15 protein-coding genes are annotated in these 26,171 nt (G+C 46.7%); 10 read left to right on the top strand and 5 right to left on the bottom strand.

The annotated features are described in order from the left end of the window. Positions 1-64: 64 nt before the first annotated feature. Positions 65-2,275: a patatin-like phospholipase family protein gene (locus INQ51_RS02025; RefSeq protein WP_233376234.1), complete on the bottom strand. Its 2,211-nt coding sequence runs from the start codon at positions 2,273-2,275 to the stop codon at positions 65-67. 82 nt (positions 2,276-2,357) lie between these two features. Beyond that, a complete protein-coding gene (locus tag INQ51_RS02020) occupies positions 2,358-4,904 on the bottom strand; it encodes a M14 family zinc carboxypeptidase (RefSeq protein WP_233376233.1) in 2,547 nt (848 codons plus the stop codon). A gap of 348 nt (positions 4,905-5,252) precedes the next feature. Here INQ51_RS02020 and INQ51_RS02015 point away from each other — a divergent pair, with 348 nt between their 5' ends. From INQ51_RS02015 to INQ51_RS02005, 3 genes are read left to right on the top strand one after another with little or no spacing between them, the layout of a single operon-like run. Beyond that, positions 5,253-5,702 (top strand): (2Fe-2S)-binding protein, encoded by a 450-nt coding sequence (locus INQ51_RS02015; protein ID WP_368077839.1) that lies wholly within the window; start codon positions 5,253-5,255, stop codon positions 5,700-5,702. A gap of 44 nt (positions 5,703-5,746) precedes the next feature. Further along, positions 5,747-7,999: a xanthine dehydrogenase family protein molybdopterin-binding subunit gene (locus tag INQ51_RS02010; RefSeq protein ID WP_233376232.1), complete on the top strand. Its 2,253-nt coding sequence runs from the start codon at positions 5,747-5,749 to the stop codon at positions 7,997-7,999. Between the two features lie 26 nt (positions 8,000-8,025). Then, positions 8,026-9,036, top strand: a complete 1,011-nt coding sequence (locus tag INQ51_RS02005; RefSeq protein WP_233376231.1) for an XdhC family protein — start codon at positions 8,026-8,028, stop codon at positions 9,034-9,036. A 562-nt stretch (positions 9,037-9,598) separates the two neighbouring features. Here the strand turns inward: INQ51_RS02005 and INQ51_RS02000 are convergent. Beyond that, entirely contained in the window at positions 9,599-10,804 is a 1,206-nt protein-coding gene (locus INQ51_RS02000; RefSeq protein WP_233376230.1) for an MFS transporter, read from the bottom strand. Positions 10,805-11,126: 322 nt separating this feature from the next. Between INQ51_RS02000 and katG the strand changes: the two genes are divergently transcribed. The 7 genes from katG to INQ51_RS01965 all read left to right on the top strand — a co-directional run bounded on the left by katG (position 11,127) and on the right by INQ51_RS01965 (position 22,879). Then, positions 11,127-13,346: a catalase/peroxidase HPI gene (gene katG, locus INQ51_RS01995; RefSeq protein ID WP_233376229.1), complete on the top strand. Its 2,220-nt coding sequence runs from the start codon at positions 11,127-11,129 to the stop codon at positions 13,344-13,346. 433 nt (positions 13,347-13,779) lie between these two features. Next, positions 13,780-14,952, top strand: coding sequence for a glycosyltransferase 87 family protein (locus INQ51_RS01990; RefSeq protein WP_233376228.1), 1,173 nt, complete (start codon positions 13,780-13,782; stop codon positions 14,950-14,952). Between the two features lie 71 nt (positions 14,953-15,023). Next, complete coding sequence (locus tag INQ51_RS01985; RefSeq protein ID WP_233376227.1) at positions 15,024-16,319, top strand: acetylxylan esterase; 1,296 nt, start codon at positions 15,024-15,026, stop codon at positions 16,317-16,319. Positions 16,320-16,530: 211 nt separating this feature from the next. After that, the gene (locus INQ51_RS01980) at positions 16,531-18,381 is read left to right on the top strand and encodes a helix-turn-helix domain-containing protein (RefSeq protein ID WP_233376226.1); all 1,851 of its coding nucleotides are present in this window, start codon (positions 16,531-16,533) and stop codon (positions 18,379-18,381) included. A gap of 151 nt (positions 18,382-18,532) precedes the next feature. Beyond that, positions 18,533-19,249, top strand: a complete 717-nt coding sequence (locus tag INQ51_RS01975; RefSeq protein WP_233376225.1) for a hypothetical protein — start codon at positions 18,533-18,535, stop codon at positions 19,247-19,249. 62 nt (positions 19,250-19,311) lie between these two features. Next, on the top strand, positions 19,312-19,824 hold the full coding sequence (locus INQ51_RS01970; RefSeq protein WP_233376224.1) for a hypothetical protein: 513 nt from the start codon (positions 19,312-19,314) through the stop codon (positions 19,822-19,824). A gap of 244 nt (positions 19,825-20,068) precedes the next feature. Then, the gene (locus INQ51_RS01965; protein ID WP_233376223.1) at positions 20,069-22,879 is read left to right on the top strand and encodes a M16 family metallopeptidase; all 2,811 of its coding nucleotides are present in this window, start codon (positions 20,069-20,071) and stop codon (positions 22,877-22,879) included. Between the two features lie 116 nt (positions 22,880-22,995). Here INQ51_RS01965 and INQ51_RS01960 read toward each other — a convergent pair whose 3' ends face one another. Both INQ51_RS01960 and INQ51_RS01955 read right to left on the bottom strand, forming a co-directional pair. After that, entirely contained in the window at positions 22,996-24,312 is a 1,317-nt protein-coding gene (locus tag INQ51_RS01960; RefSeq protein ID WP_233376222.1) for a TldD/PmbA family protein, read from the bottom strand. A 107-nt stretch (positions 24,313-24,419) separates the two neighbouring features. Beyond that, positions 24,420-25,835 (bottom strand): TldD/PmbA family protein, encoded by a 1,416-nt coding sequence (locus tag INQ51_RS01955; RefSeq protein ID WP_233376221.1) that lies wholly within the window; start codon positions 25,833-25,835, stop codon positions 24,420-24,422. Between the last annotated feature and the right edge of the window lie 336 nt (positions 25,836-26,171).

Raw genomic sequence — 26,171 nt, 5'->3', positions numbered from 1 at the left:
CGAAATAATGCACTGGAATACAATTGGATAGAAGACCGTGTTTGCAGCCCCTGTTTTCAGCCTGTTAAAACCAAAAGCCGAGACTTCCGGTAAACGTAGGTTTTTTGTTTTTTTCTGAATATCCCATTCCAACATCAAGCGGGCCAATAATTGTGTTGACCGAGTACTTAACACCCGCTCCGCCAACGGTGGAAAAATCGTCGGGCTCGCGCCAGTCGTTGCCTTGTACCATTAAATTGTACTGGAAGGTAAGGTACTGGAGTTTTGATACCTGCAAACGCAAGCCAAGGAAGCCGATGTTGGTAACACGGCCCGAAATGGTTACCGGCGACAGGCCAACAAAGGGCATGTGATAGTTGAAATACTGCGAGTAAGGCTCGCCTCCGACAAAGGTTGTTTTTACCAACGGGAAGTCAGGATCGAAAAGCGTACGGCTGTGAAGGTTGAAAAGTAAAACCGTTCTGGGTGAAAGCGGAATTACTTTGTTCATATTAAAAAGCAGGGCTGAGGTTATATTGCCGTTGTTTTTGAAATCGGAATACAAGGAAAACTCCAGCTCCAGCCGGGTTCCGTGGTTGGGAAAATAGAAATTGTCCAGGTTGTCGAAAGCAACCTGGGAATAGAGATTCCCCAGTACCATTTCAGTTTTTAATTCGCTGATAGTCGTTGTGTTTTGCGAAAAAATGTCGCCGTTAAAATATTCGAGTTGCCCTCCAATTCCTATGTTCAGATTACGTGGGAAACTTTTATTGATATAGGTCTTTAGCGAGCTAAAAAACAAATCGGCGTTGTAAAGCTTATCGCCGCTGTCAAAAATATGATAGTTCTGGTATTTGGCATTCAGCTCAAAACCCAGAGTCGGAAAATTCAGCCGGTTGGCTTCTGCTGTAAAAGTAACACCCGGATTGGCTGAAATCTCGGCACTTGCCGAAAGAAATGAAAATGTTTTTTCGTAGTTCCTTTTGGTGAAGTTAAGCAGCAAAGCCGCTGCATCCACCGTATTGGCTTTAAACCCTACGCGCTGGGCATATTCTTTTTGCGGCACTACATTTAAATTCAGCGTTTTGCCTGTGGTGTTGTCGGTTAGGTAATAATAAGCCAATTCAAAACCTCCGTGGCCGTAAAGCCTGTCGATCGCGTCTTTGATTTCTTCCGCTGAATATTTTCCGGGAATTTCGAGGTTGAGCAGCGATTTCAGAAAAGTTTTGTCGAAATGATAATCACCGTGAATCCGGACATCTGTTATTTGCCATTTGCCGGATACTACGTATTCGCGGGAATAAACAGGAGGCTGGAGCTTGTATTTATCTTTTATTTCCCTGATTTCACTCATATGGCGCAGGGCGGCTTTTTCTCCCCGGATGATCAGGGTATCGGCAGCTTCGCGCGAAAAACTACCCGTTGAATACCCGGAAATATCAGGGCGAATAAGGATGTCGCACAAACTGCTGTTGGCTGCATTTTTTTCCTTGTCCATAAATCCAACGATCTGTCCAAAAATTTCATCCATCGATTTCAGCTTTTCCTGGGGGAGGTAATCGCTTCGAATGTCAACACCGATAACAATGTCGGCGCCCATTTCTTTGGCCACATCCGCTGGGAAATTATTGATAAGACCTCCATCCACCAGCAGCAATCCGTTACGTTTTACGGGCTGGAAAACTCCGGGGATCGCCATGCTGGCAAACAAGGCAGTGGGGAAGAAGCCGTCTTTCATAACCACTGCATCGCCTGTTTCCATGTCGCCGGCCACGCTGGCAAACGAAATCGGGAACTGACGAAAATCGGTGTGGGGCGGAAGGTTGCCCGCCAGCCCGCAAAAAATATTCAGCACATTCTGTCCCTTAATAATGCCCTGCGGCAAGCCGATGGATTTTACATCGGAAAAGGGAAGCGACAGCAAATAGCGCTGTTTGAGCATTTTATCGTTATACGACAGGTATTCCCGCTGTACATTGTCCGAAAGAACTTCTTCCCAGTCGAGCTTTTTTACAATGGCTTCAATCTCCCCGGCAGTATACCCGATCGAATAAAATCCCCCGATCAGGTTGCCCATGCTGGTACCCACAATAATATCAATCGGAATTCCCTCTTTTTCGAGCATTTTCAATATGCCAATGTGGGAGAAACCTTTGGCCCCGCCACCGCTCAAAACCAGGGCAATTTTCGGACGATCGGGATCATTCTTTTGATCCGTTGGAGTGTTGGACAACGTTTGCTTAGATAAAAAAGCAAGCAGGATAAACAGCAGTATGATCGATTTCCGGAATTGCATTTCAGTTGTATTGTTCAGAATGAAAGATTGCAGCAATAGCAGCACATTCAAAAGTAGTGAAGCTTTTTAAAGCCTGAAATGATTAGCGGATAATATTCCCAAAAAATACCGAATTGGTAAAAAGCTTGGTCGTTCCAAGCCAGGTTCCTCTGAAATTCATATTGTCGTAGTAACTGATCAACCGGCCTTTTCCAATGGGCTGAACCGAAACCACCGGGGCATTGGCAATGCGCTCAATGTTTTCTTTCGAAACCCAACCACTCAAATAAGGAGACGATGTAAACTGAACGGGTTCAGCATATTTTCTTTCAAGTGAATTGGCCACCAGGGTAGTCGATTTAAAAACCGGCAGCTTGTTTTCGGTGTAGCCGTAGCACAAAGGATGGCTGAGGTCCATCTGTGCCTGAAAAATAGCGCCGCTGATGTAATTCAGGTTTCGTTCTTTGCCGCGTTCGTTGTATTTCAGGTACCTGGTTTTATCCGGCTCTGCCTGTTTTTTGAATGTTGCTGCTCCGAGTTTCATGCGCGAAGCCCACTCGCTGGCATTTTCACAGGCGATCAGTGTGCCTCCGTCCGAAATCCAGTCTTTTATCTTGGCAGCATCGGCTTCGGTCCATTCTCTGAAATTGCCTGCCAGGATAATGGTATTGTAACGAATCAGGTCCATTCTGCCCAGGTTTCCGGTTTCGGTCAGCGTAACCGGTATTTCAAAACGCTGGTCAAACAGGTGCCAGATTTCGCCTGCATCCAAACTGCTGGTGCTGCCGCCCACAAAAAGCAAAATTTGTGGCCGCGATAATTTTTCAAAACTGTTGCTCCCCAGATCAATGCCCTGCGGCGATAATCCGGAGGGAAGGGCATAAAAGTCGATCCCAGAGTTTTGAGCCACCGATGCCACCAGGCTTTTTATTTGATCGGGTGATTTTGGCTGGTCATACACCGAAACCAGGATGGTGCCGTTTTCAAACTGTTCATCCTGCGGGTTAACCCGAAACATAAATTCGCCGGTGGCTACTTGGGTCATTAATCCTGCCGCCTGTAATTGGTACAATGCCTTTGGGGCGGAGTATTCGTTCCACCGGAAGACATAGGCCACGGGCTGAGTGCTGCCGATTATTTTTCCTTCGCGTTGCTGAGCTTTCACAGGATCATTTGATAGGCTGACACCTGCCAGACTACTTAACGATGCACTTCGCAGGTCGTAGGCGTGTGCGAATGTCCAGGTCGAAACATCGTAAAAAGTGGTGTCGCTGAAATCGTGTACTTCCTCAAAAATGGAGGTTAGCAAGCGGTATTGCTTTTGCTCGGCAGGAACAACAAAGCTGCTTCCGGCTTTGAATTCTTTTCCATCGATCGTGGCGTCTTTGGTATTGGCATAAACCTTAATCTGATGACGGTTCAACAGATCGACAAACAGCTGGGTTTTCACCTTGTCGGTTTCGCTACCAAAAATGTAAGCCTTGGTTTTGCTTTGTTTCCCCAGTTTGATGGCGTCGTTGTAAAAATCCTTTTGCATGTCGAGCAACTCATCGTGCAAATTCATGGCTGTGTCGAGTGTTGATAGAGAAACCGTGAACTGGTTGCGAATGCCGTAGGCGAGTTTTCTGATTCCGTTGGATGTTTCGCGCACTCTCCCTCTGAATCCGGCCTGTTCAAACAAAATACCGATGCTTCCGTTGATGTCGGGATACGACGATCCTTTGCCAAAATAATAGTCGTCGAACTGTTCTTCCGAAAAATAAGGAACCCCGGTTTTATCCAGGTACCGGGCGTGGTATTGTGCAATCTGGTGGGTCAGTTCGTAGTTTCTTTCCGGGGTAAGCGGATTGTTGCGGCTCGGAACTCCGGGTTGAAAAAAGAAAGTAGAGTTCGCTCCCATTTCATGATGATCGGTCACAATATTGGGCTTCCACTCGTGGAATTTCTCCACCCTTCCGCGGCTTTCGGGATGAACCAGCAGCAGGTAGTCGCGGTTCAGGTCGAACCAGTAGTGGTTGGAACGCCCGCCGGGCCACGCTTCATCAAATTGCCGGGAATAAGAATCGCCGTTGGCCACGCTGCTCTGATGCATATTGGCCCAGGTACTGTGCCGGGTAAATCCATCAGGATTCAAACATGGATCCACAATCACGATTGTATTTTTTAGAAGCTGATCTATCTTCTCTCCTTCTGCCGCAGCCAGGTAGTAGGCGGTAAGTACCGAGGCATTTCCACCGCTCGACTCGTTGCCGTGTACCGCATAGGTAAGGCTCACCACCAGCGGAACATCTTCTTGGTCAAGTTGGCTGCCCGGCTCGGAATATTGATAGTGCCGTTCTTTTAGCTGATCAAGATTTTGCTGGTTCTCTTTCGATGTAAACACCAGGTGAACCAGCGGCCTGTTTTCGTACGAGCGCGCATATTCATAAACGATGGCGCGGTCGGAAAGCCGGGCAATTTCTTTTACGTATGAAAGAAGCTGGTCGTGCGAAAGGTGCCATTCTCCCATTTGCTGATGAAAAAAATCTTCCGGTGTCGGAATCTTTTCATTGTACGAAACATCATTGGGTAAAAAGTAGGAGAGTTTTTCCTGTGCTTGCGAAAATAAAACGGTAGCAACAAGAAGCAGCAATGGCAGCAATTTCTTCATAAGAGACTTTTTAGGTTTTATAAACAACAAGTATTAAAAACCTAAAGGTTGTAAAAAAGTTTTTTGGATGAGTGAATTGTCGGTAAAAAGTTGAGGGTATGTAATTTATTCCGACTGTTTTCAATAACCCGGTTCACTGTTTTTTTCGACGGTAGGGCTTTTCACGCTTTTCGTTCGGCACCTTTTGCAAGGTTCAGAACATTTGTTTGGAAATGGGTGTTTTAGGATAGCCTGCTTTATTACAGACAAAGTAGCTGGATTTTTTGCAAAGGCAGTACAGGTCTGCTATTTATTTACTATATTGATTATCTTTTATTTACTTAACCAGTAGAGAACAATCCTATGACAATTTTCAATCTTAAAATCAACAAAAAAGAATACCAGGTCGATGTTGATCCTTCAACGCCCGTGCTTTGGGTGCTTCGGGATCATTTGGATCTGATGGGAACCAAGTTTGGCTGCGGAATGGCTCAATGTGGCGCCTGCACCATTCATCTCGACGGGAAAGCGGTGCGTTCCTGCATTACGTTTGTCGATTCGGTGGGCGACAAGGAAATCACCACCATCGAAGGCCTTTCTGAAAACGGGGAACACCCGGTACAAAAAGCCTGGCTCGAACACGACGTGCCCCAGTGCGGGTATTGCCAATCAGGGCAAATTATGTCGGCTGTGGCTTTGTTAAATGAAAATCCAAATCCAAGCGACGAGGAAATTGAGACGGCAATGAACGGCAACATTTGCCGGTGCGGAACCTATACCCGGATTAAAGCGGCCATCAAAACGGCGGTCAATTCGTAGTGTTCCATTTTCAGAGATAACTGGTTAAACTAAAATCACAAAACATGACACTTGTAAAAACGACATACAACCGACGTTCCTTTTTTAAAACTTCGCTGGCAGCGGGTGGCGGACTGCTGATCGGTTTTAACTGGCTGGCTTCGGCCTGCACGTCCGATACGCCCAAAGGTTTGGTGATACCCGACGAGTGGTTTGACGTGAATGCGTACCTGAAAATCGGTGAAAACGGTCTGGTGACGATTCTGTCGCCCAATCCCGAAATCGGGCAGAACGTAAAAACTTCGATGCCCATGATCGTGGCCGAGGAGCTGAATGTAGACTGGAAAAATGTTATCGTCGAGCAGGCGCCGCTCAATACAAAAAAATACACACGGCAGCTGGCCGGAGGAAGCGATTCCATCCGAACCACCTGGACAGCGCTCCGCACCGCAGGGGCTTCAGCTTGTTATATGCTGAAGAAAGCAGCTGCTGACGCCTGGAGCGTTCCGGTGGAAGAAGTAACCACCGAGCTAGGTGTCATTCATCACAAAGGAAGTGGCAAAAAAGCCGGTTATGGCGAATTTGCTTCGGCAGCAGCAGCGGTTCCTGTTCCGGAAGAAGTGGAGCTAAAAGACCTGAAAGATTTTCGGATTGTCGGAAATTCACAGAAAAATGTGGACGGGCTCGGAATTGTTACCGGGAAGCCATTGTTTGGCCTCGATTACAAAGTGGACGGTATGTTGACCGCCATGATCGTTCATCCGCCGGCATTTGGTATGACGCTGAAATCGTTTGACGCAAGCGATGTAAAAACAATGCCCGGCATCAAAGATGTTTTTGCGCTGAAAGTATACAACGACGATTATGCCCGCCAATGGTGCGATACCTCTTCGTTCACCGAACTGGTGGCCATTGTGGGGAATTCTACCTGGGAAGTGATGACGGCCAAACTAATGTTGACAGTAGAATGGGAACCTTTTACCGAACAAAAGTTCTCTGCAGCCGGGTGGGGCGGAAATACACAGGATGTAACCGTCCCCGGAGGATTGGAGAGTACCACGGAGCATAAGAAAAAGATGATCGCTGAAGCCGCCAAAAGCGCCCGCGTTGTTCGTAAGGATGGCAACCCGGAAGAAGCATTTAAAAAGGCTGCCAAAGTGATTGAACGTACCTACACTGCACCATTTCTTGCACACAGCCCCATGGAACCCATGAACTTTTTTGCCGATGTAAAAGAAGACAGTGCGGTTTTGGTAGGCCCCATTCAGTCGCCCGAATACATGGCCAAAACGGTGGCCGACCGGCTGGGATTTCCGCTTGAAAAAGTGGAGGTACAAATGACCCGGATGGGAGGAGGTTTTGGCCGGCGTTTGTATGGTCATTTTATGGTGGAAGTGGCGCTGATTTCGCAAAAAATGAAAGCACCTGTAAAACTGGTGTACTCGCGCGAAGATGAAATGACTGCCGGTATTTACCGTCCGATGTACCACGCGATTTACCGTGCTGCATTGGATGCCGATAATAAACTCACTGCTTTCCATGTAAAAATGGGAGGAATTCCGGAGAGTGCGCTGCACGCGAACCGTTTTCCGGCAGGGGCACTGGATAATTACCTGGCCGAAAGCTGGTCCGTTGAATCAAATATAAGTGTGGGAGCGATGCGCGCTCCGGCTTCCAACTTTAATGCGGCAGCCGAGCAGTCGTTCCTCGACGAACTGGCCGAAGAAATGGGAGTGGATCCGATTCAGTTCCGCCTCGACCTCTTGAAGCGTGCGCAGGAAAACCCGGTGGGTGAGAACAACGATTACGATGCAGCCCGTTATGCCGGAGTGCTGGAGTTGGTGCGCGAAAAATCGGGATGGGATACAGATAGCCAGGGAAAACACCGCGGAGTGTCGGCTTATTTTTGCCACAGAAGTTACGTGGCGCAGGTGCTCGACATTGTGATGGAGAACGGCGAGCCTAAAGTGGATCATGTGTACAATGCAGTGGATTGCGGAATTGTAGTTAATCCCGATGCAGCGGTGAACATGACTGAAGGATCGGTGGTGGACGGGATCGGAACCGCGATGTATGGCGAGCTTACCTTTAACAACGGCGAACCCGAACAAAATAATTTCGACGGTTACCGTTTGATCCGCCATGCGGAGGCACCCCGGAAGATTGATGTCGCTTTTGTGGAAAACGAAATTCACCCAACGGGATTGGGCGAACCGCCTTATCCGCCGGTGATGGCCGCTTTGGCCAATGCGCTGTACAAGGCAACCGGAACCCGGTATTACCATCAGCCCTTTATTAAAAATACCTTTGAGGTTTAAAGTCTACTTTAACTAAAGACCAGAAAATGACACACGAGCTGAAGCTTCTTTTCCATACCCTCGCTTCGTGGCAAAAAAGAGGGAAAAAAGCCGTTTTTGTTTCTGTGGTTGCGCTTGATGGGACTTCGTACCGCCGGCCCGGAGTGCGGATGCTCATCGATGAGGACGGTGAAACGGTGGGGGCCGTAAGCGGTGGTTGTGTGGAGAACGAGATCGTGAGACAGGCCGCCAATGTATTCCGAAGCGGCAAGGCAAAGATCATGACCTACGACGGACGTTTACGTATTGGCTGCGAAGGAATTATTACCCTGCTGATCGAACCGGTGTTTATCTCCGAAGAACTGCTTCGCGATTTCGAAAAGCAACTTGAAAGCAGGCTGCCCTTTGAAATGGAATCGTATTTTAATCCCGAAGTAGGAGAATACGAAAATGCAGGATCTGTTATCAGCCTGGGTGGAAAGAAATACAGACTTCGTCCTTCTTTTGAACCCAAAGGTGATCTGCAGGTTTTCAAACAGGCTTTTGAGCCCTTGTTTCAGCTGTTTATTTTTGGTGCCGAACACGATGCCGTGGAACTCAGCAAGGCTGCCAGATTGTTGGGGTGGGAAGTAACCGTGGTGGCTTCACCCGATGAACAGAAATCCTGTGACTATTTTCCGGGAGCAGGTGCCCTGATTACTCCTGCCTACGAAGAAATCAACCGTCTCAGAATTGACGGGCAAACAGCCGTTGTACTGATGACACACAGCTTTAACAAAGACGTGCAATACCTGATGGCGCTAAAAGATAAACAACCTGCTTACCTTGGCCTGCTCGGATCGGTCAGCCGTCGCGAACGGGTGCTTTCGATGGTACTGGACTATATGCCCGGTATTCCACCCGAATTTCTGGATCAGATCCATGGCCCGGCGGGGATCAATATCGGAGCCGAAAGCGCTTCCGAAATATCGGTTTCCATTCTAGCCGAAATCCTAAGTGTGATCCGTCAGCAACAACCCGTTTCCCTGCGTGATAAAGTGGGGGCGATTCATGGATAATATGTTGAAATGAATAAAAGCAAAAACCGGGGCGCTCCCGGTTTTTTTGTATCGTTTTTACTGCGGAAGCTAAAGCATTGATATGGTTTTGTAGACATCAATAAAACGATCGGCGATTGGAGTGTCCCTGGCTTTGCTGGACCGTTTGGTAATAAGAATCCGGAGGATTCAAATGTCTGTAGCTGGAAAATGTGCCAAACGAACATCCGACTCCGGCCGGAGTCGCACGTTTTCCTGCTTCGATGTTTTTCTATAACCATGCAATCCCTCCGGGATTAAGTCTGATTGCCCCACTCCCCCGCCAGCTGCGGGTTTCAGTAAAAACACCGCCCATTGAAAAAAACCTAATTCACTGATAAAGAGAAGCCTCTAGCGACCGGATGCAACACTTTGCAAGCGTTACAAAATGTTGCCGCGCACCGTTGGCACGGGTTTGTAACTGTTACAAAGGGGTGCCATGCACCGGAAACATAGTCGCGAAAGCTTAAATTGTGCTGCCAATAAGCATTGGCAAAACTTTGTGTGAAAACAAAAGCATCCTTCCTCTGGGGAGGGTGTTTTTTTATGTTTTGGTGATGGCTGGTTCAGTTGTCCGGCTGTTCCATTTCAGGATAACAATCATCAGCAAAAAGACAAAGGGCAGGTTGAGCAACAGCAATACCTGCCAGCCCACCGCAAAAATAAACCACCCGGCAGAAAGCGAGGCAACCGCCTGCGTTCCGAATATCACAAAATCGTTTACCGCCTGTACTTTGAAACGCTCGCCTGCACGATAGGCTTGCGGCAGTAGGGTGGTACCGCCGATAAACAAAAAGTTCCAGCCAATGCCCAGTAAAACCAGCGACACCCAGTAATTAAGCAAATGATGTCCTAAAAAAGCAATGGCAATACAGGCCAGGTAAGCCACCAGCCCAATCATCATCATTAAGGGGATACCCAGTTTTTTGATGATCCACGCCGTAATCAGCGAGGGTAGAAACATGGCAATAATGTGGCTTTGAATTACCCACTTGGTATGTGCGAGCGAATGGCCTTCCATTACGTGCATGTGCACCGGTGTGGCGGTCATAATAAAGCTCATTACCGCATAACCGATGGTGGCGCTCAGCAAAGCCACCCAAAAAATACGCTGCTGAAAGATCGCTTTTAAAGGCCGTTGCGGACTTTCTGCTTTTTCTTCCCGGATCACCGGGTTTCTGAAACCCAGGAGAAACAGCATGGCCACCACAAACAAAGCACTCAGCAAAATAAAAGAACCGGCGAACTCCACCTTCAGCAGGTCTTTTCCGAAAACCGCGATCTCGGGACCCAGAAAAGCTGCCGCAATTCCGCCCACAAGCACCATGGATGCCGCTTTGGGAATCAGCGCCTCATCGACACTTTCCATCGATGCAAACCGAAACTGCATGACACAGGAATAGGTTCCGCCAAATAAAAAAGTGCTGAAACAGAAAAGGTAAAAGTTGGATAGGAGGATGGAATACCCCGCGAGAAATGCCACGGCAATGGAATAGGAAATCATGATAAAAAAGGATCGTCTGCGGCCAATGGTATTCATGAGCAAGGTAACCGGTGGGATGGCAACGGCGGTGCCAACTACAATGCTGGCAACCGGAAGCGTGGCCAGGTTTTCGACAGGCGCCAGTTGGGTGCCCACCAGTCCTCCAACAAATACTACCAGCGAACTTACCGATAAAATCAGCGCTTGTGCAATCGTGAGTATCCATACATTGGAAGGGAGACCGGCAATCGTTCTTGAATGATTCATAGGGTTCTGTACTTGTTGAAATTTGTTCAGTTTATTGAATTAACCAGAACAACAATCGGCATGTCGGGAATGTTTCAACGCAGATGTAGTGAGGGAGTTGATCTTCTGTAGGATCGGCCCTCTTGCTTTTCGGATGAGGATGGGAAGAAATAACCAGACCCTCACCTGTTTTGATGGGGGTTTTCTTGGATGCAGAGGCAAATCTTTTGTAAATTGAAACTTTCGTTGTTGAAGCCGGGGTATAAGTAATGATTATGAGAGCATAAGATTTATAAATAGAGGTTATTGTATCTTGAGTCAAACTACTTAAAATTCTGAGAATATGGAAAACAACAAGCATCCCGAATCATCCGCAAATAGCGAAAGCAAATGCCCGTTTCATGGGGGAGTCGCGCAGCACAGTGCCGGTGGTGGCACGTCTAACCGCGACTGGTGGCCCAACCAGTTAAAGCTGAATATTCTGCGGCAACATTCGTCGTTATCGAACCCGATGGGTGACGATTTTAATTATGCCGAGGCGTTTAAAAGCCTGGACCTGGCCGCGGTGAAAAAAGACCTGGAAGCCTTGATGACCGACTCGCAGGACTGGTGGCCGGCCGATTACGGGCATTACGGGCCTTTGTTTATCCGAATGGCGTGGCACAGTGCCGGGACCTACCGTACGGGTGATGGCCGCGGTGGAGCCGGAGCCGGGCAACAGCGTTTTGCACCGCTTAACAGCTGGCCCGACAACGTGAGCCTCGACAAAGCACGCCGGTTGATTTGGCCGGTCAAACAAAAATACGGGCGGAAAATATCGTGGGCCGATCTGATGATCCTGGCCGGAAATGTGGCGCTGGAATCGATGGGCTTTAAAACCTTTGGATTTGCGGGGGGCCGCGAAGATGTTTGGGAACCCGAAATGGATGTGTACTGGGGCGCTGAGAAGACCTGGCTCGAAGACGAACGCTATACCGGCGAACGGGACCTGGAAAACCCGCTGGCAGCCGTGCAGATGGGTTTGATCTATGTTAATCCGGAAGGCCCGAACGGAAATCCGGATCCTTTGAAAGCAGCTGTAGATATTCGCGAGACTTTTGCCCGGATGGCAATGAACGACGAAGAAACCGTGGCATTGATTGCGGGTGGTCATACCTTTGGCAAAACCCACGGAGCCGGGGATGCATCGCTCGTAGGCCCCGAACCCGAAGCAGCTCCGATTGAAGAGCAGGGCCTGGGATGGAAAAGCAGTTTTGGAAGCGGAAAAGGTGCTGATACAATTACCAGCGGACTGGAAGTTACCTGGACCAAAACACCCACCAAATGGAGCAACAACTTTTTTGAGAACCTGTTTGATTATGAATGGGAGCTTACCAAAAGCCCGGCAGGAGCTCACCAGTGGAAACCACGGGGGCAGGCCGGAATGGGAAGCGTACCTCATGCCCACGACCCGGAAAAACGAATTGCACCTGCCATGCTGACCACCGACCTTTCGTTGCGCTTTGATCCGGCTTATGAGAAAATCTCCAGGCGTTTTTATGAAAATCCCGATCAGTTTGCCGATGCATTTGCGAGGGCATGGTTCAAACTCACGCACCGCGATATGGGGCCCCGTGCCCGCTACCTGGGACCGGAAGTGCCCGGGGAAGAACTGATCTGGCAGGACCCGATACCAGCCGTTACACACGAGCTGGTAAACGAGCAGGACATAGCCGTTTTGAAAGAAAAAATACTGGGCTCAGGTTTGTCGGTTTCGCAGCTGGTATCTACTGCCTGGGCATCGGCATCCACTTTCCGTGGTTCGGACAAGCGGGGAGGGGCAAACGGAGCCCGCATTCGTTTGGCACCGCAAAAAGACTGGGAAGTGAACAATCCTGAACAGTTAGCCACGGTTCTCGGGACACTCGAAAGCATTCAAAAAGAATTTAACGGGCAGTCGGGGAACGCGAAAGTTTCGATGGCCGATCTGATTGTACTGGCCGGGTGCGCCGGTGTGGAGCAGGCCGCTAAAAGTGCGGGTGTGAATGTGTCGGTTCCTTTTGTCCCGGGGCGTGGTGATGCAAGCCAGGAACAAACCGATGTGGAGTCGTTTGGTGTGCTGGAACCGGCAGCCGACGGATTTAGAAATTACATGAAAAAGAAATACTCGGTATCGGCAGAAGAAATGCTGGTAGACAAAGCACAACTGCTGACGCTTACGGCACCGGAAATGACGGTTCTGGTGGGTGGACTGCGTGTATTGAATACCAATTACGATCATTCGCAGCACGGAGTGTTTACCCCAAAGCCGGAAGCTTTGAGCAACGATTTCTTTGTGAACCTGCTGGACATGGCAACCGTGTGGAAGCCGGTTTCGGAAGATGGAGACCTGTTTGAAGGACGCGATCGGAAAAGTGGCGAGTTGAAATGGACAGGTACCCGTGTGGATCTTATTTTTGGTTCCAACTCCGAGTTACGTGCGTTGGCCGAGGTATACGGAAGCGCTGATGCCAAAGAGAAATTTGTAACAGACTTTGTAGCTGCCTGGAGCAAAGTGATGAACCTGGATCGTTTTGATCTGTAATAAAAAAGATACATAGAATGGAAAAGGTGGTTCGAAAGATCCACCTTTTCTGTTTTATGCAGGTGTAATATCATCCTCTTACAAATGTTTTAAACCTTTATTCTGGAATAGGAAGGAAGTGTGACAAATTACATAGGTTGGCCTCGGTCGGTGAGCCGAAAAACAAGTGAAGACGGCGTTAAAAGAGTTCGGCTGTTTGACCCCGAGTATTCGGGGGAGTTCCGAACTATTAGCCGGCAATACGTAGTTTTTCGAGCGAAGCGGGCGCAGCCTTGGCTTTTCTGTTTACTCTTTGTGCTAAGACAAAGAGTAAAATCCGGCTGATAAGCCAAAGATTGGTAAAAAGAATCTTCTTATAAGTAGATAATCTAATCGGACAATAGTGCTTAGAAATCCGTAATTTTCATCTTCAAAACTACTTAACTATTGCAGAATGCTTTTTCCTGACAAGACCGGAAAAATAATCAGTCAACTGTTTGCTTCGCGCAGGTTTATCTTTTGGGTGGGTTTTGTTCTGGTGTTGCTGGTTACTACAGCCAAGGTAATGGACGAGCGCTACAAGGTTTTTCTGGTGTATAAGTTCGGAACGCTCGATTTTTGGAACAATATCGATCCATACGCCAACTGGCAGCATCCGCTCGACCAGTACATTTATGGCCCAGTGTTCTCTGTGTTTTTCTCGGTTTTTGCCTTTTTGCCTTCGTGGTTAGGAGCTGTGCTGTGGAATGCTTTCAACTATTCTTTGTTTTTCCTGGCTGTTTTTGCACTTCCGGCACCACAGTTTGATTTTAAAAAGAAACGTTTTGTTTTCTGGTTTTTGTTTCCGATTGCGCTGACGGATTTGGTTTATTTTCAGTCAAATTTGTTGGTGGCATCCCTTTTTATGCTGGTCTATTCGATGCTGGAACGAAACCAGTTCATGTACGGTATTTTACTGCTGTCGTTTTCAGGCTTCTCCAAAATTTACGGTTTGATACAATTGGCCACCTTGTTGTTTTACAAGCGCTTTACGCGAAATGCGGTCGTTGCTGTATTGTTATTGGCGGGCTTGTTTTTTGTGCCGTTAATTAAAATCCCGGGCTCACAACTGCTGAGTTACTATCAATCGTGGTTTACGGCTATCGGGGAGCGGCACAATCCCCTGGATTTTGAGGTGATCTATCGTTTGCTGTATCTGTTGGGATACAAAAGTGCAGTAGATCATGTAGCTTATATTCAGGGAATATCTTTGTTGTTTATTTGTGCGGGCACACTGTTGAATTACAAAAGATACCACGAAGTTACTTTCAGAACACAGGTGCTTGGCATTCTGTTGGGCTGGGTAATTCTGTTTAGCACCACCGCCGAAAAACATACCTATGTAATTGCAATGGCCGGACTAGTTTTGTGGTATCTTTCCGGGCCAAAACCTGTATTCGACAAAATACTTTTGTGGCTTAATTTTTTCCTGATTATACTGGTTCCGATCGATGCAATTTTTCCCAAAGCCCTGATGCGGTTTTTGTATTATACTTTAGGATTGAACCTTGTGTTGTTCTTGCTTACCTGGATAAGGATGTTCTCGTTTACTTTTGGAGCCCGCGTGTTTAGCCTGAAAAGTAAATAAACCGGGGAAAGCCTTTGCGGACAATCGAAATAGGCGTATTTTCAGCATCCGAAAATCAGATAAATTTTACCATGAATAAAATCAAACACCTGACCCTTGCCGCGGTTTTTACTTTGCTGGCAGTTTTTGTTTCCCTGGCCCAAAATGTTGTACTGAAACAAAGCAATGCAGACGGTATCTATTCGAAAGGAGAAAAAGTAAAAGTTAGTTTGCTGGTTAGTGAGGTGGAAACAGATTCAATTCTGGTGAAAGTGGATACAAACTTTTCGGAAAAAGCAGAATGGAAGCCAATTAAAACGCCCGGGGAGGAACTGGTTTTGCTGGACGAGAGATTTGACAAGCCAACATCGATGATATTTAGCGTAAAAGCAGGAGATGTAGTAACATCCACCGGTTTTGTAACTGATCCGGAAGGTTTTTCTCCGGCCACAAAACGACCCAAGGATTTTGACCGTTACTGGAACCGGCAAAAAAAGGAATTAAGGGCTTTGGCCGTAGAGATCGAAAGCGCACCCGTATCATCTGAAGCGGCTGGTTTTATTTGCTCTGATGTGGAGATCAATTGCCTGGGCCCGAAACCGGCTCGCGGGTATTTTGCCAAACCTGAGAACGCTGCGCCCGGCTCGCTTCCGATTGTACTGTATTTGCATGCTGCAGGAGTAAAGGGACATTGGTGTTTGTCAAGAGCTGAAACCGCTCTGAAATACGCTCAAATGGGAAAAGGGGCTTTGTCGTTCGATTTAAATGCCCACGGTATGCTGAATGGTCAGCCGCAGGAATATTACGACGGGTTGGAAGAAGGAGAGTTGAATCACTACTGGGAGGTTGGAGCCGGGAACCGCGACGAAAATTATTTTCGCGGGATGTACCTGCGTTTTTTGCGTACGCTCGACTTTTTGTGCAGTCAACCTGAATGGGATGGCAAACGCATTTTGGTGATCGGAGAAAGCCAGGGAGGGGGACAGACACTGGCAGCTGCGGGCTTGGACAACCGGGTGAGTGCGGCAGTGGCAGTTGTGCCGGCCATGTGCGATTTTGGCAGAACCCTCCATGATGAAGCCGGAGGATGGCCCAAACCTTTTGCTTTTTCAAAAGACCAAGAGAAAATGCTGGAAACGTATCCGTATTTCGATGCAGCTCATATCATAAAAGGATCAAAAGCAACCTTGGTGATTGAAATCGGTCTGATTGATTATACTTGCCCGCCAACCGGAATATATGCTGCAATCAATCAGGCAAAAGGAGAAAAGACCGTATTGGTAACACCGTATCGTGCGCACGCCCTGGAGCAAAAGAAATTTCAGAAACAATGGGAAGAGACTATTTTTCAGCCTCGTCTCGATTTTATAAACGATTACCTGAAATAAACATTTCCGCAGGAATCAGTTTGTGCGGATAGTGGAGTAATGATCATAATCTTGGCCTGATTTTTACAATTCTACTTTTTATTTCATTTTTTCGGAAGGGCATTGTTGAAGTGCGATGCTTATGGGGTTCCGTATGGCTCATTTCTGGTAATTCACTATTAAAATCACTAAATTGAAGAGAATGATTGCTATGCTTAACTAGTTGGGGCTTATGTCGGAAGTATTTTCCAATAAGGTTGAACAAATTGTATTAACCCATATTCAGAACGAAAAGTTTGGAGTAAATGATTTGGCTTCTGAATTGGGATTAAGCAGGTCGCAGGTTTTAAGAAAAGTAAAGGCAACAAGCGGAAAATCCATCAATCAGTTTATTCGCGAAATCAGGCTTCAGAAAGGCGCCGAGCTATTGCGAGACAAAGATCTTACTGCATCTGAAATTGCTTACCAGGTAGGTTTTAGCAGTCCTTCCTATTTTAATAAATGCTTTCTCGATTACTTTGGAACCACTCCCGGAGAATACAAAAAGCAGCCGGATTTGGGCAATTCGCTGGTTGTTGGGCGTGAAGGACGCGGGAAAAACCGGCGCCAGCGAAAAACGGCACTGGCCGGCGGTCTCTTTGTGATGATTATTCTGGCCACCTATTTTATGGGGGTAAATAACAATAGCTCGCAGTCGAAATATTCGGGGGCGTCCATTGCGGTGCTTCCTTTGCTCGACCTTTCGGAGAACAACGACAAGGAATACCTGGCCGATGGAATTACCGAAGCGATAACGCTGGAGCTTTCGCAGAACGAATCGATCCGGGTAATATCAAGAGGATCGGCCATGAAATACAAGGGGGAAACTAAATTGTATTCAGAGGTGGCCAAAGAGCTGGGCGTTACTCTTTTACTGGAAGGCTCCCTGCTTTCGAGCAAAGACACCTTGCGGGTGGTGGTGCAGCTGATCGAGCCTTTCCCGGAGGAAAAACACATTTGGGCCAATAGTTACGACCAGGGAGCGGCAAATATCCTTGAGCTGGTCCACAATGTGTCGAGCGAAATTGCAGAAGAGATATTTTCGGTGGTAAAACCCGATCAGAAGGTCCGAAAGAAAAAGGTGGATGCAGAGGCCTATGATTTGTATTTACGTGGCCGCCATCTTTGGAATTCGCAGAGAACACGGTATTATTCGTTGCAGAAAGCACTGGAGTACCTGGACAAATCAATCGAAAAAGATCCGGGTTTTGCTCCGGCTTACGTCACTCTGGCTGAGACTTATCTGGCGATCAATACTTTGATCCTTGATAACGAAGAGAAATTCAGAAACCGCGAGAATGCACGAAAAGCCATTCAGAAAGCCTATGCGCTGGATCAGTCGCTGGCCGAGGTGTACACCACGCAGGCAAACCTTGCCGGTAAAATGGATTGGGACTGGGAGTTGATGAAAGACCTGGCCGCCAAAGCGCTGAAGCTGGACCCTTCGAATGTTGGCGCGCATTTAACCTTGTCGAATTATTACGTGGTAAAAGGCGCTTACAAATGGGCAATTGATGAAGCAGCAACCGCCGAAGCATTAGATCCGGTGAACCCGGCAGTTGGATGTGTGGTGGCCGAAAGATATTATATCGCCGGGGATTTTGAGAAAGCGATTGAAAAGTACAACGATGTTATTGAACTGAACCCCAACTATGGATTTGCCTACAATGGAATTGGCTTTGTTTATTTTAAGGCAGGTTTTCCCGATAAAGCGGTGGAAGCCTGGCAAAAGTTGCAGTCGATTCTGGGAAACGATGAGCTTGGGAAGTGCTACGACGATTATGCATTTCAGGATTGCTTTAAGTTTTACCTAAGTAAGGCGAAGCAAAACGAACCTCGCTTTTGCTCCAACCCGGTGATTATTTCTACAGTAGAAATGTTGATCGATGATGAAAAAGGCGCCCTGGAATACCTTGACATTGCCTACCGGTACAAGAATGAGGATCTGCCGGTAATGCTTACTTATCCCGATTTTTATGCTTTGCATGCGTCTTCGGCCTTTCAGGAAATTGCAAAAGGCGTGGGAGTTTTGTTTCCCAATTAAACACAGATAGTTCATTGAAATACCTGTGAAAGAGGGCATGCTTCAAAATTTAAATGCCTGCTTCAAAATTGATAGTTTATGTACGTTGCTTGATAAGTGGCAGGTTGCCGAAAGCCGGAACTTTGTTTCATAGACTTAAAATCAAACAATCATGAAACGAGTAATTTACTTAATCGGAATTTTTGCAGGCCTGCTTTTATTTCTCTTTTCCTGTTCGGAAGGAGTTTTGAACGAATCGGTTGAAGATCTTTCCCTGAAAAGCGGGAATAAGGGAAATGAGAAACTGACCGGCTTTGATGAATGGGGTTTTAACTGGCAGGCACAGGCATTTACAGGATATACAATCAATATGTTGCTTGGCGATCATTATTACTATGGATGGCCGCACTTTAGAGATACGGTTTACCGGGGAGAAGGTGAAGCGTTCTGGGACATGGTAGTTGAGAAATATTACCTGGAAATGGAAAATGGTTTTCAGTGGCATTATTTCCCCGAGTTAATGCCGGGTGATTTGCTGGACACAAGGTTGGTGGCTCACTGGAACGATGGAATCATCAGCAAAGAAGGGGTTTATCCGCCCACTTTTGCAGGAACAAATGGCTGGATTACCTTTCATTATTTTGGAGAGTCGGCTGGTCAGCCATGGTCGTCGTTTCGAAAGCTGGTTTCGGTAAAGGAAGGTGATACAATGGAAGACGGGGTTTGGTACAACCACGAGGGAAAAGAGATTGGCCTGGCTTCGGTATTTTGGCCCGATCTGGTTGTGGTGCAGGTGGTGAATACAGGAGATGTGCCTCCGTATTCTTTCTTTTATCACGATTATGTTAGTCCGAACGGACCCGGTTTCGGGCATTATAAATCAAAATGATGATCCGCTGAAGGATGTGTGAGTTCAATTTGTTACGACATAAAACAAACAATTATAAGCCGATGAAATTATTGACCTTGATTATTGCACTTGTTCTGGCAGGCAATGTTTTGTTGAGCCAGGAGAAATTTGTGGCTCCTGAGCTGACCGATGAGCAAAAATGCGAAGTTTTATACAGTCACGTGGTAGCTTATGCGGTAAGCGGTATCAGTTTTGCAAAGTCTCAGGGCCTGAGTCCTGAAGAATACGGAAGGTATATAGGAAAAAAGTTTAGTGCTTACTGGAATCCCGAAGATGGTTTCCCGGTACTGGTAACCCGGATGATGTACATTCTGGCCGGGCTTCATCCTGACAATCAAATGCAGATTGTGAAGCAAAGCGGGAAAAGTATCACCTTCCAGTTAATGAATGTAGACCTCTCTTTCAAGCAGGGGCCAATGTTTGACGTTACCTACCAGGATTTTCTGAATTGCTCGTACGGAATAATTGAGGTCATTGCCCACCATATGAATGCAACCTTTTCGCAAAGTACAACCGCCGACGGATGGTATATTGCAACCTTATCCCAAAAGTAACAGTGTAGCTGAATCATTTTTTTTACCACACCTGACGCGGAATATAGAAAAAGAGAGGTCGAATGTAGTTTTGACCTCTCTTTGTATGTTGTTTTTCGTATCCTGAAAATGACTTTTGTTCAACATAAAACTTCTCAATATAAAATATATTTTATTTCATCTCGTTGATTTAATGAGTAATAACAGTTTTATCGTGTCCATTTTATATTAACTTCGTTCAAAACAAAAAATCTTCCTTTTAATCATGAAAAAACTAAATCTCCTCCTTATCGTAGTTGTTCTTAGTTTGATCTCATGTTCAAACCGACAACAAAGTGATGAAAAACTTTCCGTGCCTTATGAGCAGTACCAGTTAGATAACGGCCTCAGCGTTATTTTGCACCAAGATAAATCGGATCCGATTGTTGCTGTGGCAATTATGTACCACGTAGGTTCGAACCGCGAAGTTCCCGGGAAAACCGGATTTGCTCATCTTTTTGAACACATGATGTTCCAGGAATCTGAAAATGTTGGGCAGGATGAATTCTTCAAAAAAATCCAGTCGGCCGGTGGAACGCTCAACGGTGGAACCGGAAACGACCAAACCATTTATTACGAAGTTGTTCCGCGAAATGCACTGGAAATGGTGCTTTGGATGGAGTCCGACCGTATGGGCTACCTCGAGAATACCGTTACCAAGTCGGCTTTTGCCAACCAGCAAAATGTGGTTCAAAACGAAAAACGTCAGTCGTACGATAACCGTCCGTATGGTTATAACAGCTGGCTGATTGCCACGAATCTTTATCCTGAAGGGCACCCATACAGCTGGACCGTTATTGGCGAAATGGAAGACCTGTTTAATGCAACGGTTGACGATGTAAAAGAATTTCATGCAAAATATTATGTGCCTAACAATACAACCATTGTGCTGGCGGGCGATTTTGAACCGGAAGATGTGAAACCACTGGTTGAAAAGTACTTTGGTGAAATCCCGGGGGGTGAAAAAGTAGAAGATTTGGAGCCTCAGCGGGTAACACTGGCAGAAATAAAAAAGCTTTATCACGAAGACAGTTTTGCCAAAACACCGCAGTTAACGATGATCTGGCCTTCGGTGGAGGAATATTGTGATGATGCTTATGCACTTGATTTTCTTGCCCGTGTTCTGGGAGATGGCAAGAAGTCGCCGTTTTACCGGGTAATTGTAAAAGACAAAAAACTGGCTCCGCGTGCCGGAGTTTACAACAATTCAATGGAACTGGCGGGTCAGTTCACCGTGTCGGTCAATGCCAATGCCGGCACTAGTCTGGCCGAAGTGGAAACAGCCGTTTTTGATGCTTTTAAACTTTTTGAAGAAGAGGGAATTACCGAAAGAGACCTCGAAAAACACAAAGCAGGGCTTGAAACACAGTTTTACAACGGCATGAGTTCGATATTGTACAAGTCTTTCCAGTTGGCTATGTACAACGAATTTACCGGGTCGCCCGGTTATATCGAGCAGGATATTGAGAAAATTAAGGCGGTGACCATCGAGGATATTAACCGGGTTTACGAAACTTATATAAAAAACAAACCTTACCTCGCAACCAGTTTTGTTCCGAAAGAACAGGTTGATTTAATCGCCGAAAATTCGGTAGATGCCGGTATTGTTGAAGAAGATGTTTTGACTGCTACAGAAGTAGATCAGTCAGCCATTGCTGAAGAAGAAGTGATCGGGAAAACACCGTCCAGCTTCGACCGCTCGGTAGAACCCGCCAAAGGCCAGGATCCGGAAATTACCGTGCCGGCTGTTTGGACGGATAAAACGGAAAACGGAATGAAGGTGCTGGGCATTAAGCACGACGAGCTTCCGTTGATTCAGTATTCCATAGTTATGGACGGCGGACACATTCTTGAATCGAAAGAAAAAGCAGGCGTTGCCAGTTTCCTGGCCAGTATGCTTACCGAAGGTACCGCCACCAAAACACCAGAAGAACTGGAAGAAGAGATCGACTTGTTGGGAGCGCGCATCGGAGTTTATTCCGGAACCGAAAATATGACGGTGTATGTGAATTGCCTGACCCGGAACTACGAAAAAACACTGGCGTTGGTGGAAGAAATCTTGTTGGAGCCACGTTGGGATGAAGAACAGTTTGAGTTGACCAAACTTCGGATGATCAACAACATTAAACGCAACCAGGCGAATCCGAATTATCTGGCGAGCCTGGCTTTTGACAAGCTGGTTTACAGCGATGATCATATTTTGTCGGTACCGGGAAGCGGCACGCTCGAATCGCTGGAATCGATCACGATGGATGATCTGAAAGAGTTCTACAATAAATCAGTATCTCCTTCGGTGGCACGGATGCATGTTGTCGGAAAAATTGACCAGGACCGCGTGATGGCTGGTTTGGGTACCTTGGTGGCCAACTGGAAACCTTTTAGTGTAGAAATCCCAAAAATAGAAGTTCCCCAGGGACCTGAAAAATCGGCTATTTATTTTGTAGATGTTCCGGGCGCCAAACAGTCGGTAATTAATATCGGTCACTATGCAATTCCACGGTCTTCCGCTGATTTTGAACAGGCAACCGTAATGAATTACAAACTTGGCGGAAGCTTTAACGGAATTGTGAACCTGATTCTGCGCGAAGAAAAAGGCTTTACTTACGGTGCAAGAACCTATTTCTCGGGAGGGAAAAATTACGGAACGTTCAGAGCCAGCTCAAGCGTACGAACCACGGCTACCGGCGAATCGGTTCAGATTTTCAAAGACGAAATTGAAAAATACAGAACCGGTATTTCGGATGAAGACCTGCAGTTTACCAAAGATGCGCTGGTGAAATCGAATGCCCTTGAGTTTGAAACACTGGGAGCACTTCATTCGATGCTGAGCAATATTAGTGCTTACGATCTGCCTTTCGATTATGTAAAAAGAGAAGAGGCATTTGTTAAGTCGCTGACACCTGAAATGCACAAAGAACTGGCGCAGCGATTGATCAAGCCGGATCAGATGTTCTATGTTGTGGTGGGGGATGCCGCTACACAACTTCCGGAATTAAAATCCATCGGATTGGGCGATCCTGTTCTTCTGGAGCTGTAATACCGGTTGTTCAAAATCCCATACGGTATTTGAGGGTACAATTGGAATAAAAAGAAAAGCCGTTCTTCTGTCGGTTGACGGAAGAACGGCTTTTTTTATGCCTTTTTTTCTATATTCTATAGTCCGCTAAAATCAATATTCTCAAAAAGAATAGAAGGAGTTCTCCAGGATGAATTCTGGTTAACATCGTTGCCAACCTCCCCAATACTTGACCACAATTGTTTCATGTTTCCGGTGATGTTCATTTCCGCCACCGGTTTAGTAATTTTGCCGTCTTCGATTAGGAAACCTTCGATTCCGTATGAAAAATCGCCCGAAGAACCGTTGCTGTTTCCCCCGTTAAACCCGGTTACCAAAATGCCTTTGTTAACCGAAGCAATCAAGCCTTGAAGATCTTTGTCGCCGGTTTCAAAAACCAGGTTGGTGGTGCTCCCACTTGTCGGTTCCATTTCCAGCTTTTTGCCGTAGTAGGTGTCTATGTAATAAGTTTTCAAAACACCTTTGTCGAACACGGTACGTTTTTGGGTGGCAAGCCCTTCGCCGTCAAACAAGCGCGAGCCGCGGCCTCCAATAATAAAAGGGTCATCAGTTAGTGTAAGTTTTTCAGAAGCTACCTTCTCTCCCAGTTTATTGATGAGGAAAGAGTTCTTTTGCTGAATTTCCGATCCGCTCAGTGCATTGATCAGTGGCCCGAAAATGCGGCCTACCTGGCGGTTCTCCACAATCATGGGCATGGTGCCCGAATGGATCTTTTCCTGGCCTATTTTGCTCAGTGCTTTTTCCAGCGCAATATTCCCGGAGCCTTCTTTTTTAAGATTGGCATATTGAATGGCACTTTCGTTCCAGCCTGCTTCGGGGCGGGCGTCACCGCCTTTAACCGATACCGAAGTGTAAACACCAAAAACCGAATTGGAGGAATCGCCTTCAAAACCGTTGCTGGTAACCATTACACGTTCGTTTTTGTTGTCGTAGTAACCGGCTGAAACCGAAATAAGCCGCTCGTCTTTTCCAAAAACTTCGCTTTCGGCATCAAAAGCCAGCTTTATTTTTTCCTGCGGATCAACCTTATCAAAATCCTTGTCGAGCAATTCCAGGTTGGCGCCGCCGCCTTTGTAATACAATTCAGGTTCCGGCAATGTCCTGAATTCATCTTCCGAAAGAAACCGCGTTCCGGCAATGGCTTCTTCGATGAAATGTGCCAGTTCTTCTTTTTTCAAGCGGCTGGTGGAATGTGCCGAATATCTTCCGTCCACAAACAGGCGAATTGAAAGTCCGCTCTGAATGGCTTGTTCCAGTTTATCAATTTTTTGTTCGCGTACTTCCACGCTGCTGCTTACGCTGTTGGCAATGGTTACGCTTGCCTGCTGGGCGCCGTTTTCCAGTGCATGGTTCATGGCCCACTTGGCGAGATTATATTTTTCTTCTTTAGTCATTTTTTTAGCTTTTAGCGGCGAGCTTCAGGCTGCAAGTTGAGGAAATCGTTAAAATATTGCTTTGAATAGCTCGCACTTTAAACTTTAAACACTGAACTCTAAACAAATTACGCGTTGGTACCGCCTACCGTCATTTTCTTAACCAGAACAGTTGGCAGACCCAGCGTTACCGGCACCGATTGTCCGTCCTTACCACAGGTCCAGGTACCGCTGTCGTTTTTGTAGTCGTTGGCAGTCATGCTAATGTCGGCCAAAGCCTGCGGACCGTTCCCAACAATGTTGATGTCTTTGATCGGGCGCGTAAGTTTGCCCTTTTCTATAATGTAGCCCGATTTTACAAAGAAGGTAAAATCGCCGGCACCGATTTTTACTTCGCCGTTGCTAAAGTTATCTACATAAACGCCGTAATCCACTTGTGCGAGAATATCGTCGACAGTATGCGGGCCGTTTTCCATGTAGGTGGAACGCATACGCGGTAAAGGCATGTTGCGGAAAGATTCGCGCCGTCCGTTTCCGGTTGGCTCAACTCCATAATATTGCGCACTGATGCGGTCGTGGATGTAGCTGTTCAGAACTCCGTCTTTTACTAGGTAGGTTTTCTGCACGTCGTTGCCTTCATCATCGATATTGATGGCACCACGGTCGTAAGGCAGCGTTCCGTCGTCGATGATATTGATGAAATTCTCGGCTACTTTCTTGCCAAATTTATCGCTGAAAATGGAGGTGCCTTTGCGGTTGAAATCCGCTTCAAAAGTATGTCCGATGGCTTCGTGAAGCAAAATTCCCGAGCCTCCTGCTCCGAGTACCACCGGCATTTCACCGGCTTTGGGTTTGCCTGCCTCAAAAAGGAGGTTGGTTTTTTCGATGGCTTCTGTTGCTATCTCGTCCAGTAGTTCGTCGGTCATTACCTCAAACCCCGAACGGAAAGAGCGGGCCACATAGGAATTTTCGATCTGTCCGTCTTTTTCCATTACGCAAACAGCTCCCAGCCGCATCATCGGGCGGTAATCGTACGTCAGTCTTCCTTCTGAATTGTAAAACAGCACATACGATGTTTCGTCTCCCAGAAAAGCATTGACCTTGCTCACTTTTTCATCAAGGCTAAAAACCTTGTCGTTAATTTTTTGTACGAAAGGAACTTTGTCTCCAATGGTTACATCGGTCCACTTTTGTTGGATGGGATAAAAATTGGCAGGCGCTTTTTCGTTCACGCCTATTGGGGCGAATTCCTTTGGCTGGTCGGCAATGTTGGCTGCCAGTTTTGCAGCATTCAACATGTCTTCCAAACTGATGTTTTCGGAATAGGCAAATCCGGTCTGGTCGCCTTTCAAAACGCGTATTCCTACTCCAAAATCAACATTGGAGTATGCACGGTTCACTTTTCCGTCTTCCAGCGAGATGCTGTTGGTGATTTTGTGTTCAAAATAAAGGTCGGCATAATTGCCTCCCTTGCTCATAGCTGCTGCAATTACCTTTTGCAGCATTTCGGCAGACACTTCAAAATGATCTAAATAACTCTTCACGTTCGCTGAAATTTGTTCGTTATGGCACGATTGCAAAAATGAGGGAAGCATAACACTCCCCGCTGCAAACATACCACTTGTTTTGATAAAACTTCGTCGATCCACATTCATAGCGGTTTATTTTAAGTGATTTTTGATTTTCATAAATATCCTGATAAGTATTGTTTTACCCGGTATTGTTACAAAAGAACCTTGTGTTTTTGGGGCAGACGATTTTTGAAGGTGGTTGGTTTATGGTAAAGTGATCACAAACGTTTTTTTCTGAAGCGTTCCCGATGCAGAAAAGCAGAAATTATTTTCTTAGAGGTCAGGGTGTGTTTTTGTGGGGGTGTTGTT

Origin of the sequence: Maribellus sp. CM-23, from assembly GCF_021354595.1 — a bacterium.
GTDB lineage: Bacteria > Bacteroidota > Bacteroidia > Bacteroidales > Prolixibacteraceae > Draconibacterium.
This window is presented reverse-complemented; position numbering and strand designations above follow the sequence as displayed.